The organism is Actinomadura rugatobispora, assembly GCF_055379765.1.
On sequence record NZ_AP029191.1, the window covers coordinates 2047219 to 2060348 of the forward strand.

The following is a 13130-nucleotide window of genomic DNA, read 5'->3' on the forward strand; positions in this document are numbered from 1 at the left end:
TTGTCGGAAGCCTGCGATAGGTTCGCTGGATATCCGCGCAACCGACCTGGAGGCGAAATGACCGACGATCCCGCACAGTCCGACGACGATGATGAGGTGTTCTTTAACGACGACCTCGTGGGGCGGGAGGGCTTGGTGTCGATTTGGCTGAACGTCGGCTTCGGGGAGGACAACAAAGTCATTGGCTGGTATGACCACGACTATCTGGAAGGTAGCACCATCGGCCGCCCGCAGCCGATCCGCCAGGCGCTGATCTCCGGGGGCAGTTACTGGGAGACCTGGCTCGATGCCGCAGTACAGGCTGCTGAAGGGCTAGGTATCACCGAGGCATACAATGTCTGGATGCTGTTCGACCACGAGTATATGGGTTCTCCAGGTCGTTTCGAGCTAGCGACCGGAGCCGAGGGGGTCGACGACCTGCCCCCCTACTATTTGGGTGCATTCCGCTACACCCGCCATTGACCGAGGCCCAGCAGAATCTCCGCCGCAACTCCACTCTGGGCCGAGCGCCAACGGCGCCCCCTTCTCACCTCATGATCTTGAAACGGCCGTGCCATCAAAGCCGACGGTGACACAACGTGACCCAGTGGCGGAAGAGCACCCACAACCAGGAAGAGATCAACACCGAATGCGTGGAGGTCTCGGCCAACACCACCAACGCCACTCTCATCCGCGACTCCAAGGACCCGGGTGGGGCGCGGCTGTCTCTTACTCGGAGTGAATTCGCCAACCTCATCGGTACGCTCAAGGCTGGCGGCTACAAGGTGTGACGGGCTCTGGCCTGGGTGGTACGGCGTGGCCGTTTGACGGCGGACGGGCCTTCCGGATGTGGGGGTCGCCTTCGGGAGCGGGACGCCGTGTAGAGCGGCGATGGGATGTCGGCCGTCACCGATCAGCGCGTTGGTGTCCCGATGCTCGGACCGGGATCCAGTTGCCGTGGAAGCCCGCGGGAATGCGCACCGGGACGTGCACCTCGGCGATCGGGGGCGCGGCGAGGTCGGCGGCGTCCAGAATGGCCAGGTAACTCGTACCGGCGCCGCGGTCGTGGGCGAACGTCATCAGGTAGCCCTCGTTCTCACCGGTCCCCGCCCGGGGCACGAAGACGGCCTCGCCGCAGGTGTGGCCCGCGGGCAGGCGGTGCGCCGCCCGTACGCCGCCGCTGGTGAGGTCGTAGGCGTAGATCTGTGACCGATCGGGTTCGGCGTCAAGGCTGAAGCTCGTCGTGTAGCCGTAGCGGTGGGGGAGCCCGAGGATCGAGTCGGCCACCCGGGGGTATTCGCTGGGCGCGTCGTCGAGCGGCTCCTCGGCGACCGCGCCCGACCTCAGGTCCAGCGTCCAGCGGTACACGACCGGGAGCCCGCCCTCCAGGTCGTCGGCGCCGCCGCGCCACAGCGTGGGGACGCGGGTGCCGGTGACGGTGATCGTGTCGCCTTCGGGGTCCTCGAAGGCGTTCATGGTGTGCCACACGTAGCAGGGGGCGACGTCGAACCAGCGTACGGGCGCGTCGTCGCCGGCCGTACGCGCCAGCACGCCGAACCGGGCGCGGTGCGCGTCGTCCCAGCGCCACGGCGGCCCGCCCGCCGCGGCCTGGGCGGCGTCGAAGACGACCGGCAGGTCCATGAAGATCACGTGGTTGCGGGTGATGGCGAAGTCGTGCATCATCGTCGCCCGCGGCACGTCCACGACCCGCGTCTGCACCACCTCGGCGGCGGCCGAGGCGCGGTAGCAGGTCAGGTACGGCGGGCGCAGCCGGTAGCCGAAGAACAGCAGTTCTCCCGTGATCGGGCAGGTCTTCGGGTGCGCGGTCATCGGGCTCTGAAGGGCCCCGTCGAAGGTGTGCGCCCCGATCGTGGCGAGGCCGGGCGTCACCTCGTACGGGAAGCCGCCCTCCTCCAGGGCGAACAGTCGGCCCGCGTGCGTGATCAGGTGGGTGTTGGCCGTGGTGACGCGGTAGTCGATCCGGCCCGTTTCCTGGTCGAAGGCGAGGGCGAAGCGCGACTCGCCGGGGTGCTCGTACAGCGGCGTGCGCACGTACCGGTTGCGGTACCAGCACGCCCTGCCGCCGTCGAGCGCGATGGTGTGGATCATGCCGTCACCCGCGAAGGAGTGCGGCGACCAGCCCGTACGCGGGTTGGGCCCGTTGCGGAAGAACTGCCCGCTCAGCTCGGCCGGGATCTCGCCGACGACCTTGGACGGCTCCAGGGTCACCTCTTCGGGGACCGGCGCGTTGTTGCCCGCCAGGTGCAGCGGCACGGCTTCGGACACGTTGGAACTCCTGTCGGCAAGCGGTGGAGACGCCGACAACCGTGCATGAGAAATCCCGCGGACAACAGTCTTGTTCTTTCCGCCCGCCTCGGCTGCCCGAAAAGGGCCCAGGTGAGGGCGGCACAGGAAACCCTGGGCGGGGCCGTTCTCCGTTCGGCAACGCGGCAGCTCAACGTGACCGGTACCGCAGATGTCAGGCCGTTATCTGCGCCAAGACTTCAAGCTCCGCGCACGCTCGTTCAGTCACGGACCTCGCGTTGGCGCTGTTCGGCTTCGAGTTCGTCCGCGAGAGCCGAGCGCTCGGCCTGGTGACGACGAAGGGTCTCGGCACTGAACTCCGTCCACGCGGCGTCCTGCTCGTCGGTCATCTGAGCCCCGTGAACCTCGGATTCGACATCCGGATGGGCGTCGAGGAATCGCGCGAACAGCGACCCCATCTCCTGGCTGTGCCGCCGGTTGAGTGCGATGCGTCGCGGATCCATGATCCTCACCTCCAACAGCCAGCACCCTATGTGGCCCGCCGGGACGGCCGAGTCACGCACCCTGATCCGGAAGACGATGGAGGCGACGCAACCGCGGCTACAAGGCATGACGGGCTCCGCGGCATGGGAGAGCGGACACGTACCTGGGCGGAGTGCGTGGCGCGGCTGCTCCCCTACCGGGAGGAGCCACGGCCGGTGAACCTGGCCGGGGACGCCTGAGCGTCCGTCCCGCTTCCGGGGGCCGACACTGGGACGACTTCGTCCCCAAGTACCTCTACATGAACCGGCCGACGGACGAACCGCTGCCGGACGCCGACCTGGCGGCCCTGGCCGGAAGGGCGTCGCGGGAAGCAGCGCACCAGGGCATGTTCTTGGAGTTCAGCCGCGCCACCACGGGGCGCGGATCACGTCGTCGGGATCGGCGGCGCAGTTGGTGCCGTTGGCCACTTCGGCGTGGTTGACGTCCCAGCCGACGACGCCGCTGGGCCTCCGTTGCAGCGTGATCATCCGGTCCCGCTGGGGGCCGGCGCCAAGGTTGACGTCGCACCACACCACGCTGGACCAGGACCGTCCGTCCAAAGCGGCCATGAAGGCGAGTGCGGGCAGCACGGCCAGGCTGAGGACGATCCCGATGATCCTCACGGCATCCGCCGTGCGCTGGGCGGAGGTCTCGGCCCGTGTCCCGGCACGTTTGCCGGTGGCGGCCTCACGCCGGCCTGTGGCGAACTCGACCACCACGCCGACACGCATGAGGTAGCCGAGGACACCGCAGGCCACGCCCCACCACAGGCCGAAGACGCCGCCGACGGCCACGGCCAGGCCGACCGGGACGATCGCGGCGTACGCGGCGGACTTGGCCGGCGGGACGTCCTGGTGGGCGGCGGCCCCGCCCCGGCCGGCGAAGTAGACGTAGGTGGTGCGGGAGACGACCACGGCCAGCGCGGTCACCAGCAGCGGCTGGTCCAGGCACATGCCGGTGACGATGTCGAGCCAGTTCGCCGGGCCCGTCGCGTCCAGCACCTCCCGGGCGGCATGATCGCTGCCGAGGGTCCAGGCCAGCTTCAGCGCCGGCACCGCGAGCAGCACCGACAGCACCATCACGTGCGTGGCGCCGCCACGCCAGTCACTCCGGGTCTCCTGCTCGCTCACACCGCCAACCTACGGCCGCCTGGAATAACTCCTGATCACGACACACTGTGCGCCACCCCGTCGGCCGTCCCCGGCGCCGGGCCACCCGCCCGCGCGGTCACGTCGGCCCAGCCCGCGAATTCGGCTCGACCACGTTGGTCACCCGGCCGAACCAACGCGCGCCGACGGTTGAGGGTCGGCCGGGCCGGAGGCTCCGTCATCCTCCGACCGGACATTCTCCGGACAGAGCCGCGTTCCCCGCTCAGCGCCGCACCCGTGATGCACGATCAAGAGCATGACGACCACGCCCCCCACGGCGGCCCGCAGGCTCCCTGCCCAGGCGGGCGTTCTCATCGGCGGCTTCGGGTCACTGTTTCTGATCTTCCTCTGCGCGCTGCCCTGGATGTGGTGGCGGCTGGACATGGCCTTGGCCGTCGGCGAGGAGGACGCCCCCGCGCCGCTCCACCCGGGTCTCATCCTGGGATGGGCGATCCTGGTCGGCGGGCTGACGGCCGGCGCGGGCGCGGTGCTGTGCCTGCCCCGCTTCTTCCGCCGCGCGCCCGGCCTGGGCCCCCTGATGATCTTCAGCTGGGTATTCGTCTCGCTGGTCTCCCAGGGCACCTTCACCGGCCTCCACCCCTCGCTCTACGACACGATGCGCGAGCCCGACTCGTGGCGGAACAGCGACACCGGCACCGACCCCGACGTCCTGGCCGGACGGGTCGACCGCCTGCTGGTGGACGCGCTCTCCGCCGCACCGGGAACGGTGGTCTCAGCACGACCCGCCTTCGCGGGCCAGGGACGGAAGACGGGCGAGAGCTTCGGCCTGCGGGCCGGCGGGGTGATCGTCCCCGCCAAAGGACAGGAGCCCGCCGGCTGGGAGGCGCTGGAATCGTGGCTCGCTCACCGCCTGACCAGGCTGAGCGACAAGGCGGCCGCCGGGGGCGCGGCCTTCAAGCTGGACGAGGACATCGTCGTCGAACTTCAGATGAGCGACACCCGCGACCTGTTCTCGCTGACGATCAGCACGCCGAAACTCGACCGCCGCTTCACCGGGAACCGGCAGCGCACACCCGGAGACGCCGCGACGGCCGCTCAGGTCGTCGCGATGGCCCGCACGCTGGATCCGAAAGCCGCACCTGCGATGCCTCAGGGCGCGACCACCATTCCGTGCAGCGGCTCGGCGGGACGTGCCACCATCTATTCCGCCCAGGACGATCTCAGCGAGCCCGTATCCTCGACGCTGCTGGTCAAAGGCAGCGCCGCCCTCACCGGCGGATCCGGCCGACGCGGAACGCTCACCCATATCACCGACTTCGGAGCGCGCATCGCGGTGGGCACGATCGACGGACTCCATGTGGGCGTCCACGCGGGCGATATCGTCTCCGTCTTCCAGCGGTGCCGTTGAGGGACCCTCCTCGGCCGTCCGGCGCCGTGATCACTCGGCCTGCCGGGTGGACTTCATGCCGGATGGCGGCACGCCCTACTGCGCCTGCGCCCGCGACACAGTCGCCCGGGACAAGGCCGCCGTGTACGAGGCGTCCGGGGCGAGTCCGGGCCGTCCTGATGGGACGGCCGGACTCGCCAAGGTCACGCTTCGACGCGTGCGATGTCCGCCATGGACGTGAACGCCCAGTCCTGCCACATGAACTCGTCGTCGATCAGCACCAGCGTGCGGCTGCCGCCGCCCATGCAGAAGGGGCCGCTCCGCAGGCTCTGCACCAGTTCCCGCCACCGGTCGAAGTCCTCGTACTTGAGCAGCTGGGAGGCGTCGGCGACGACGACGCACTCGCCCCGCGAGGACGGCCGGTCGGCCAGGGCTTCCATGAAGTCGCCCCAGCCCCGCGCCGCCGTGTACGGCAGTTGCAGCGCGGCGACGAACTGGTCGACGGCCTTGGCCGCGGTCGTGCACGCCGAGCCCAGCACCAGCCGCGCGGCGATGTCGAAGACGTCGTCGCCGTACACCTTGTCCAGGGCGATGTCGAGGCGCCGGACGAACTCCCCCACCTCGTACGGGGGCAGGTTCAAGGTGATCGCTCGGCCGGGCCTGTCCATGACCCGCGCGACGAGCGCGTCGACGCGGTCGGCATGCTCACGATCTTCGGTCATGGTTCATTGTGCAGAGCACCCGGTCCGATGGTCGACGCCTTATCGGCTTGTTTGCACACCTGGAGCACGGGTACCCGCTGCCAGTCGGCCGGAATCGTGCAGCTCAGGAGCTGATCGAGCCATGGCCCCGGCACTGACAGGCGTCCACCGCCCTTCGACGAGTACGGGTCGGAGATCGCGGTAACGCCGGGCAGGCGACGGAGGAGGAGTGGTGGAGTTCCAACACGTCGTGGACCTGGCGGGCAACGGCATCGACGCGGTCGGCGTGGCGACGATCGTCGTGGGAGTGCTCGCCGCCACCTTGTCCGCGGCTCGCGGGCTCGCCCAGCGCCAGGTGGACGTTTACGACGCCTACCGCCGTCGTCTCGGGCGATCGATCCTGCTCGGGCTGGAGTTCCTCGTCGCCGGAGACATCATCCGGACCGTCGCGGTCTCACCCACCTTCACGAATGTCGGCGTGCTCGCGCTGATCGTGGCCATCCGCACCTTCCTCAGCTTCTCGCTCGAACTGGAGATCACCGGGCGGTGGCCCTGGCAGAAGAGCCAACCCTCGGGCAAGTAAGGGCACCCAGCGGTACGGCACAGCCGGGGATGCCTGGCGGCCACGGCCTAGGACGGGGAAGGGGGCGGGCTCTCCCAGATGTAGCCGAAGCGGGAAACGTGAAGCCTGATGGGATACCCGGTCGCCGTCCCGCCACCGGACATGCTCAGTCCGCGCGCCCGCAGCCCGGCGAGGAAGAACGGCAGGTTGGCCGCCCACATCACCACCGTGGCGATCAGTCCGCCGAGCAGGAACGTGCCGGTGCCCGCGACCTCCAGGGACGGGCGCAGCGCCGTGCTGAACCACGACACCGGCCACAGCACCAGCGCGTTGGCGACCAGGGAGTACACGGCCAGTATCAGCATCCCCCTGCGCAGGCGGCGCCGGGTGTGGGCCCACGGGAAGGTGCTGGACATCGAGATCCGCAGGTTGACGACGTTGAACAGCGCGGCCAGCACGACCGTGGTGAGCAGCGTCCGCCACCACTGCCCGGCGGCGAGACGCACACCGTCCAGGACGGCCACCAGAAGCCACAGGACGCCCAGGCACGCGGCGAAACGGATCGGTTTCCCCAGCTCGCCCGGCTTTCTCAGGTCGGCCGCCGATCGCAGCAGGAACCCGATGACGGACTTCACCAGGGGAGCCGCGACGAACACCCAGAGACCCGACATGTGCAAGGGCAGGTCCAGGGCCCGGCACACCGCGTCCGCCGCCCACCACGCGAACGGTTCGAGCACGACCGCCAGGGACAGGGATCCGACGAAGAACGCGGACACGGTGGTGCCTGGATGACTCCGGATCCAGCGTTGACGCCACAACCGCCTGTCCTGGAGTTGGCGCACGCCTTGCAAGGCCAGCCACCCCAGCAGCCTGGACAGCAGAAGAACGACCAGGACCGCCGCGGCCTGGCGTCCGGCCGGGCCCTCCAGCCGGACATCGCGCAGGATCTGTGCGGCGCACCAGATCGCGATGCCGTCCCGGACCAGCACGACCGTCCAGGAAACGGGCCCGCTCGCCCGCTTCTCCTCACCCGTCTCGGCCATCCCTCGCACTCCCCATCGCCGCTACCGCTGATGTTCCCGCGTGGCGGCACGACCGCCTGGCCGACAGTGGACGAAGCACCGCGGCCTGCGACAATCGGTGCCGAGCGACGGGGGCGAGATGATCGAGATCAAGTCCTATCTCCAGACCCGCGACGGGCGCCTCGTCGAGATCGGTGCCGCGTCCGAGACCCTCCGCGATGAGCGCTACATCGACGGCGCCCTCGAGATGACCGTCAACGGCGTCCGGATCATCGATGTGGCCATGTGGGACTACATCGACCAGCTCTGGGCCTACATCTGCACGATGGCGGCCGACCTTCAGGCGACGGGCGAGGCGTCCACCGGTTTCCCCGACCAGGCGCTCAAGCTGTCCTTCGAGCGGCAGGGCAGGAACCGGGTGCTGGTGACCCTGACCGGCACGAACGTGCACCGGGCCGCCTCGGCCGCGGAGGATGAACTGGTGGCGGCCCTCCGCGAAGCCGGCTCGGCCTTCTTCACCGAACTGGCACGCGTCCTGCCGCACGACGGCGGATCGTACGCGGGCGCCCTGGCGACCCTCCTGGGCACCTCGCCCCCCAAGACCTGATCACCCTTGTCGCCGAGGCTTCCGGCGGTGGCCTTCGGGAGTGAAGGTGAAGGTCTCGCCGAACGGGCCGTCTCCGAAGCGCACGGCGAGGAGGACGGCCTCCTCCTCGCGTTCGGGGCCGTTCCACAGGTGGAAGAACACGACCGGGGCGTCCGGGTCCTCGGTCAGGTAGCCGAGCACCTTGCCGTAGCGCGGATTGCCGCCTCCCAGGCGCACGGACGGCGGCCCGAACTCGGCGGTCACGTCCGTCCACACGCGGTCGCGCTCCGCCCACGGGCGGGCCGCGGCACGCAAGGCGGCGTACTCCTGCGCGCTCAGGACCCGATCGGGCTTGAGCCAGCCGCGGGCACGCGCGTACTCGGCGTACACCGACGCCATGTCATGGTCGTGAGGCTTGGGCAGCAGCCACCAGAACGCCCCCGTCACGCCCGTGCTCGTCCAGATTCCGCGCTTCTCCCATGCGCGATGGCATTCGGTCAAGTCGTCCCGGTCGCGTTCCACGAACAGCAGGTGGCCCAGCAACAGCTCGAGGGCCACCTCGCCGCCGTACATTCCGGGACGGCGCAGGGCCAGGTTCATCTCGTCGATGAGATACGCGCGTATCTCGGTCGCGGGCGCGAGTTCGGGCGACGCGGTCATGGCTCCTTCAGATGCCCGGTAAGTGTCCGACGGCCGCCCTGCTGCGGTCATCTCCGGTGCTGAAAGATCAGCCCAGCGAACCCGTCATACCGCACGGAGGGAGAGGGCACTGGCAACCGTAGCGAGCAGGAGCCTGCGATCCGCATGCGCGGCCCTGGGGACGGCCGCCCTGGTCGGTGGCATGACCGCCACCGCCGGCGCCGCGTCGCGGGCCGAGACCTACGCGATCGCGTACGGGATCAGCGACAGCGGTGTGATCGCCGGCCAGACGTCCCGCGCGGCGCGCTGGGAGACCGGCGGGCAGATCACCGTCCTGCCCGACTTCGCGGGCCCCCGCACGGCCTTGGCGCACAGCGTCAATGACGCCGGCGTCACCGTCGGGATCGCCGCCACGGGCGCCGTCGCCCACGCGGTCCGGTGGGGCGCGAACGGGACGATCACCGATCTCGACGCCGCGAACGTCACCGGTCTCAGCAGCGCGCTGGACGTCGACTCGGCCGGGGAAGCGGTCGGCTGGGCGGGCGACGACGCGGTGCGCTGGGGCACCGACGGCAGGCCCACCGTCCTGCCCGGCCTGCCGGGCGGGGACGCGGCCGGGGCGGCCGGCGTCAACGAATCCGGTGCCGTGGCCGGAACGGCGTCCAACTCCAGTGGTGCCTGGCAGGCGGTGCGCTGGGCGCCTGACGGGCGCGTGACCGCCCTCGCTCTCGTCCCGGGACAGACCGAGGCCGTGGCGAACGAGATCAACGACTCCGGCACCGTCGTCGGCCAGGTCACGGTGTCCGGCGCCGACCGGGCGGTGCGCTGGTCGCCGGGCGGAGGCGTGACCGTCCTCGGCGCACTCCCGGGGCATGTCGAAAGCCGTGCGCTGGACGTCAACGGCGCCGGCGTCGCGGTCGGCGTGTCCCAGGCGTCCGACGGCACGACGCGGGCGGTGCGCTGGGACGCGAACGGGACGATCACCGACCTCGGCACACTGCCCGGAGCCGCCCGGAGCGAGGCGGCCGGCATCAACGACTCCGGTGCCGTCGTGGGCCACGCGAAGGTGGGCGAGCAGTACCGCGCGCTCCGCTGGGGGCCGGACGGGACGATCACCGAGCTCCCCGCGGCCTCGAACCGCACCACGACGGCACGGCTCGCGAAGGCGGCGTGCCCGACCGGCGCGTCCCCGCTCGTACGCCGCGTCTGCGACCGCTAAGCAGCGGTCAGCACGTTCGCCGGGTCGTCGCGCCATACCTGCTGGCCCTCCGGCCCGACGGTGAGGCCGAACCGCTCGCGTCCCGGGCTCCCCCAGCTCACCCAGCGCAGGTAGGCGGCGGCGACCTCGTCCCACAACCGGCGGTCGCCGCTCTGGCGGACGAGGTGTTCGCGGGCGCCCGGCCGGTGCTCGCAGGTGGCCGTCGACGTGCCCGCCGTGTCGGCCAGGACCAGGGCGTAGCGGCCGTCCACCGTGGTCCGCTCGACGCCGAGCACGTCGGGCAGCATCCCGGCGATCGCGACATCGGCGCCGTCGGAGTCGCCGGTGACGGTACGCGGGTCGAGCCTGGTACCCGACTCCGTACCGTCGCCCGGCGCGGGCACTCCCCGCCCGCGCTGCGCGCGCAGCATCATGTACGACACCGAACCGTGGAAGCCCCCGACCGCGCGGCCGTCGCCGGTCACCGTCAGGCGCGTCTTGTGGCCCCCGGCGAACTCGGGCATCCAGGGAAGAACCAGGACGCCGCCGGGCCGGGTCTGCTCGACCCAGGCGTAGGGCACGGTCGTCACGCCGCAGGTCACGTGGACACGGTCGTACGGGGCTCCCTCGGGTGCGCCCTCCGCGCCGTCCCCCGTCACCAGGGCGGGGACGAACCCGGCCGCCGCCAGATTGGCCGCCGCCTGCTTCGCGACCTCCTCGTCCACCTCGACGGACGTGACGCGTCCGGGGCCGAGCCGGGCCGTCAGCAGCGCCGCCGTCCAGCCCGTGCCGGTGCCGATCTCCAGGACGCGGTCGTGGTCGCGGGGAGCCAGCAGTTCCAGGAAAGCCGCGACGGGTCCGGGCGCCGACAGCGACGACGTCCAGGGCCCCTGGCCTGTGGCGGGGTCGCCGTCGCCGTCGCGCACCTGCGTGATGACGGCCGCGTCGGCGTACACCCCGTCCCACCACGTGTCGGGGTCGGCGGCCCGATCGATGGCGTGCCCCTCCCCCGGCCCGTCCGCGACGCACCACGCCCGGTCAGGGGCGAAGAGGTGACGAGGCGCCTGGTGTATCGCCCGCCGCCATTCGGGACGGGTCAGGTCACCGGCCGCGGAAAGGCGATCCGCAAGCGCCGCGATCCGCACGTCCACATCCCCGGCAACTGAGTTCATGCGCCCCTCTTACCACCGCCGCCGCTGTTGTCATCGTCCTTCTTGTCCAGCGGTATTGGAGCTCACCGCTACGATTCGCAACTCCATTCTAACCGTGTGTGGCCACCGCGCCGGGAAAGGGACGAGACGCACGGTTTCCACGTCGCCGTCCGCCCGGACCATGGCCTGGACGGCCGCCCAGTGGGCCGGCCCCGCCCCCGAGCAGGGCCGCGGTCACCGTCCGAGGGCGCGCCTGATCGCGGTTTCGACGGGTGAGCGGGCCCCCTCCGCGCGGTCGGGCCGGATCGGCTCGGACGGGGCGAGTTTCGGCTGGCCCAGGAAGCGCGGCTCCCGTCCCAGATGCGGTTGGCCTGCGTGCACCAGGAACGGGTGGCACAGGTAGACGTCTCCGGCACGGCCCGTGGCGTACGCCGTCGGACGGTGCGCGGTGGCGGCCTCGGCGCGCCGGGCCAGTTCCCGGGCGTCCAGGCCGTCCTCGCCCTCGGGTTCGAGGACGCGCGCCACGTCCAGGTGGGAGCCGACGCGCAGGCGGGTGGGCGCGTCGTGCTCGCCCACGTCCGAGAGCAGGAAGAACATCAGCAGCGCGCGGTCCCTGGACGCGGCGTTCGCGCGCCAGGTCATGTAGTCGTGCGGGTCGGAGCCGGGGCCGGGGAAGCTGACGTCGACGTGCCAGCCGTCGACGGCGGCCGGTTCGTCGCCGGGGAAGCGGATCACGAAGCCGCCCAGGCTCGTGCGCGGCGTCCAGCGTCCCTCGCCCACGAGGGCGTCGAACGCGGCGTGCAGGCGCGGGGTGTTGGCCGCGGCCGCGAACGGCGGCTGCGCGTGGTCCGGGCGTGCGGCCACCGGCCGCGGCCAGGTCGCCGGATCGGCGGGGTCGGCGCCGAGGTCCCGCCAGATGATCGCGCGGCATTCGTCCGCGAGCCGCCGGGGGAAGGCGTCTCCGATCCGGACGAAGCCGTCCTCGATGAAGGCGTTCACCTGCGCGTCGTCGAACATGATCACAGGATGGCGGGCGGGCCGCCCTCACCACCAACCCTTTTCTTTCCCGCGGCTGGGTATGCCGGGAACCAATGAACGTCAAGGAGAGGAGAGGGCGGTCGTGCCGGAATGGAATCTGGGCAGGACGTACCGCAGCACATCGGGGACGGTCCGCTGGGACCGTCTCGGCGAGCCGGAGGGCGAACCCGTCGTGCTGCTGCACGGCACTCCGTTCTCGTCCTACATCTGGCGCGGCATCGCGCGCTCGCTCGCCCCTCACCACGCCGTGTACGTGTGGGACATGCCGGGCTACGGCGCGTCGGAGCAGTCCCCCGGCCAGGACATCTCGCTGGCCGCCCTGGGCCGGGTGTTCACCGAGCTCCTCGACCACTGGGGGCTGTCGGAGCCGCTGGTGGTGGCGCACGACTCCGGCGGCGCGGTCGCGCTGGGCGCGCATCTGCTGCACGGCGTCCCGTACCGGCGGCTCGCCCTGGTCGACGCCGTCTCCCTGGCGCCCTGGGGAAGCCCGTTCTTCTCCCTGGTGGGCGAGCACGCCGCGGTGTTCGAGCGGCTCCCGCCCGCGGTGCACGGCGCCTTGGTGCGCGAGTACGTGAGCTCCGCCAGCAGCCCCGGCCTGCACCCGTCCACGCTGGAGGCGCTGGTCGCGCCCTGGCTCGCCGACGGCGGCCAGTCGTCGTTCTACCGGCAGATCACCGCGCGCCTGGACGACCAGCGCTACACCGGGTCGATGCAGGAGAACTACGCGACCATCGGCGTTCCCGTGCTGGTGTGCTGGGGCGAGGACGACACCTGGGTTCCCGTGGACCGGGGCCGTGAACTGGCCTCGCGCATCCCCGGCGCGCGCCTGCGCACCATGGCCGGGGCCGGCCATCTCATCCAGGAGGACGCCCCCGCCGAGCTCACGGCCGCCCTGATCACCTTCCTGGACGCCTGAGGGACGGGAAGAAGAACCGGGCGTGCGGCGAAGTGTGAGTGACAGTCGAACACTC

Annotated in this window: 15 protein-coding genes; 7 read left to right on the forward strand and 8 right to left on the reverse strand. The window is 71.0% G+C overall.

Annotated features, from left to right (window positions below):
* The first annotated feature begins 57 nt into the window (after positions 1–57).
* Both ACZ466_RS08520 and ACZ466_RS08525 read left to right on the forward strand, forming a co-directional pair.
* A complete protein-coding gene (locus tag ACZ466_RS08520; protein WP_378282554.1) occupies positions 58–462 on the forward strand; it encodes a hypothetical protein in 405 nt (134 codons plus the stop codon).
* Between the two features lie 116 nt (positions 463–578).
* Positions 579–770, forward strand: a complete 192-nt coding sequence (locus ACZ466_RS08525) for a DUF397 domain-containing protein (RefSeq protein ID WP_378282553.1) — start codon at positions 579–581, stop codon at positions 768–770.
* Between the two features lie 115 nt (positions 771–885).
* On the opposite strand, the gene ACZ466_RS08530 is transcribed toward ACZ466_RS08525, so the two are convergent.
* From ACZ466_RS08530 to ACZ466_RS08540, 3 genes are all read right to left on the reverse strand, one after another.
* Positions 886–2265, reverse strand: a complete 1380-nt coding sequence (locus tag ACZ466_RS08530; RefSeq protein ID WP_378282552.1) for a carotenoid oxygenase family protein — start codon at positions 2263–2265, stop codon at positions 886–888.
* A 239-nt stretch (positions 2266–2504) separates the two neighbouring features.
* Positions 2505–2747, reverse strand: coding sequence for a hypothetical protein (locus tag ACZ466_RS08535; RefSeq protein WP_378282551.1), 243 nt, complete (start codon positions 2745–2747; stop codon positions 2505–2507).
* 378 nt (positions 2748–3125) lie between these two features.
* The gene (locus tag ACZ466_RS08540) at positions 3126–3896 is read right to left on the reverse strand and encodes a hypothetical protein (protein WP_378282550.1); all 771 of its coding nucleotides are present in this window, start codon (positions 3894–3896) and stop codon (positions 3126–3128) included.
* Positions 3897–4170: 274 nt separating this feature from the next.
* Here ACZ466_RS08540 and ACZ466_RS08545 point away from each other — a divergent pair, with 274 nt between their 5' ends.
* Complete coding sequence (locus tag ACZ466_RS08545) at positions 4171–5283, forward strand: hypothetical protein (protein WP_378282549.1); 1113 nt, start codon at positions 4171–4173, stop codon at positions 5281–5283.
* A gap of 182 nt (positions 5284–5465) precedes the next feature.
* Here ACZ466_RS08545 and ACZ466_RS08550 read toward each other — a convergent pair whose 3' ends face one another.
* The gene (locus ACZ466_RS08550) at positions 5466–5984 is read right to left on the reverse strand and encodes a hypothetical protein (RefSeq protein ID WP_378282548.1); all 519 of its coding nucleotides are present in this window, start codon (positions 5982–5984) and stop codon (positions 5466–5468) included.
* A gap of 208 nt (positions 5985–6192) precedes the next feature.
* On the opposite strand from ACZ466_RS08550, the gene ACZ466_RS08555 reads away from it, so the two are divergent.
* Positions 6193–6546: a DUF1622 domain-containing protein gene (locus ACZ466_RS08555; RefSeq protein WP_464043139.1), complete on the forward strand. Its 354-nt coding sequence runs from the start codon at positions 6193–6195 to the stop codon at positions 6544–6546.
* A gap of 47 nt (positions 6547–6593) precedes the next feature.
* Here ACZ466_RS08555 and ACZ466_RS08560 read toward each other — a convergent pair whose 3' ends face one another.
* A complete protein-coding gene (locus ACZ466_RS08560) occupies positions 6594–7568 on the reverse strand; it encodes a hypothetical protein (protein WP_378282546.1) in 975 nt (324 codons plus the stop codon).
* Between the two features lie 118 nt (positions 7569–7686).
* Here ACZ466_RS08560 and ACZ466_RS08565 point away from each other — a divergent pair, with 118 nt between their 5' ends.
* Positions 7687–8154 (forward strand): hypothetical protein, encoded by a 468-nt coding sequence (locus tag ACZ466_RS08565; protein ID WP_378282545.1) that lies wholly within the window; start codon positions 7687–7689, stop codon positions 8152–8154.
* Here the strand turns inward: ACZ466_RS08565 and ACZ466_RS08570 are convergent, their stop codons facing one another.
* Positions 8155–8793, reverse strand: coding sequence for a hypothetical protein (locus ACZ466_RS08570; RefSeq protein ID WP_378282544.1), 639 nt, complete (start codon positions 8791–8793; stop codon positions 8155–8157). It abuts the gene before it with no gap.
* 181 nt (positions 8794–8974) lie between these two features.
* On the opposite strand from ACZ466_RS08570, the gene ACZ466_RS08575 reads away from it, so the two are divergent.
* The gene (locus ACZ466_RS08575; RefSeq protein WP_378282543.1) at positions 8975–9991 is read left to right on the forward strand and encodes a hypothetical protein; all 1017 of its coding nucleotides are present in this window, start codon (positions 8975–8977) and stop codon (positions 9989–9991) included.
* Here the strand turns inward: ACZ466_RS08575 and ACZ466_RS08580 are convergent.
* Together ACZ466_RS08580 and ACZ466_RS08585 are read right to left on the reverse strand one after the other, a co-directional pair.
* On the reverse strand, positions 9988–11142 hold the full coding sequence (locus ACZ466_RS08580) for a methyltransferase domain-containing protein (protein WP_378282542.1): 1155 nt from the start codon (positions 11140–11142) through the stop codon (positions 9988–9990). The two genes, ACZ466_RS08575 and ACZ466_RS08580, sit on opposite strands and share 4 nt — an antisense overlap.
* 213 nt (positions 11143–11355) lie before the next feature.
* Positions 11356–12138 carry a phytanoyl-CoA dioxygenase family protein gene (locus tag ACZ466_RS08585; protein WP_378282541.1) on the reverse strand — a complete coding sequence of 261 codons (783 nt, stop codon included), beginning with the start codon at positions 12136–12138 and terminating at the stop codon, positions 11356–11358.
* A gap of 103 nt (positions 12139–12241) precedes the next feature.
* Here ACZ466_RS08585 and ACZ466_RS08590 point away from each other — a divergent pair, with 103 nt between their 5' ends.
* Positions 12242–13075 (forward strand): alpha/beta fold hydrolase, encoded by an 834-nt coding sequence (locus ACZ466_RS08590; RefSeq protein WP_378282540.1) that lies wholly within the window; start codon positions 12242–12244, stop codon positions 13073–13075.
* The last annotated feature ends 55 nt before the right edge of the window (positions 13076–13130 follow it).

Excerpts from the sequence above, each read along its gene's own strand:
- ACZ466_RS08520 (WP_378282554.1), top strand. The coding sequence starts at position 58 with ATGACCGACGATCCCGCACAGTCCGACGACGATGATGAGGTGTTCTTT.
- ACZ466_RS08535 (WP_378282551.1), bottom strand. The coding sequence starts at position 2,747 with ATGGATCCGCGACGCATCGCACTCAACCGGCGGCACAGCCAGGAGATG.
- ACZ466_RS08545 (WP_378282549.1), top strand. The coding sequence starts at position 4,171 with ATGACGACCACGCCCCCCACGGCGGCCCGCAGGCTCCCTGCCCAGGCG.
- ACZ466_RS08550 (WP_378282548.1), bottom strand. The coding sequence starts at position 5,984 with ATGACCGAAGATCGTGAGCATGCCGACCGCGTCGACGCGCTCGTCGCG.
- ACZ466_RS08560 (WP_378282546.1), bottom strand. The coding sequence starts at position 7,568 with ATGGCCGAGACGGGTGAGGAGAAGCGGGCGAGCGGGCCCGTTTCCTGG.
- ACZ466_RS08565 (WP_378282545.1), top strand. The coding sequence starts at position 7,687 with ATGATCGAGATCAAGTCCTATCTCCAGACCCGCGACGGGCGCCTCGTC.
- ACZ466_RS08570 (WP_378282544.1), bottom strand. The coding sequence starts at position 8,793 with ATGACCGCGTCGCCCGAACTCGCGCCCGCGACCGAGATACGCGCGTAT.
- ACZ466_RS08575 (WP_378282543.1), top strand. The coding sequence starts at position 8,975 with ATGACCGCCACCGCCGGCGCCGCGTCGCGGGCCGAGACCTACGCGATC.
- ACZ466_RS08580 (WP_378282542.1), bottom strand. The coding sequence starts at position 11,142 with ATGAACTCAGTTGCCGGGGATGTGGACGTGCGGATCGCGGCGCTTGCG.
- ACZ466_RS08585 (WP_378282541.1), bottom strand. The coding sequence starts at position 12,138 with ATGTTCGACGACGCGCAGGTGAACGCCTTCATCGAGGACGGCTTCGTC.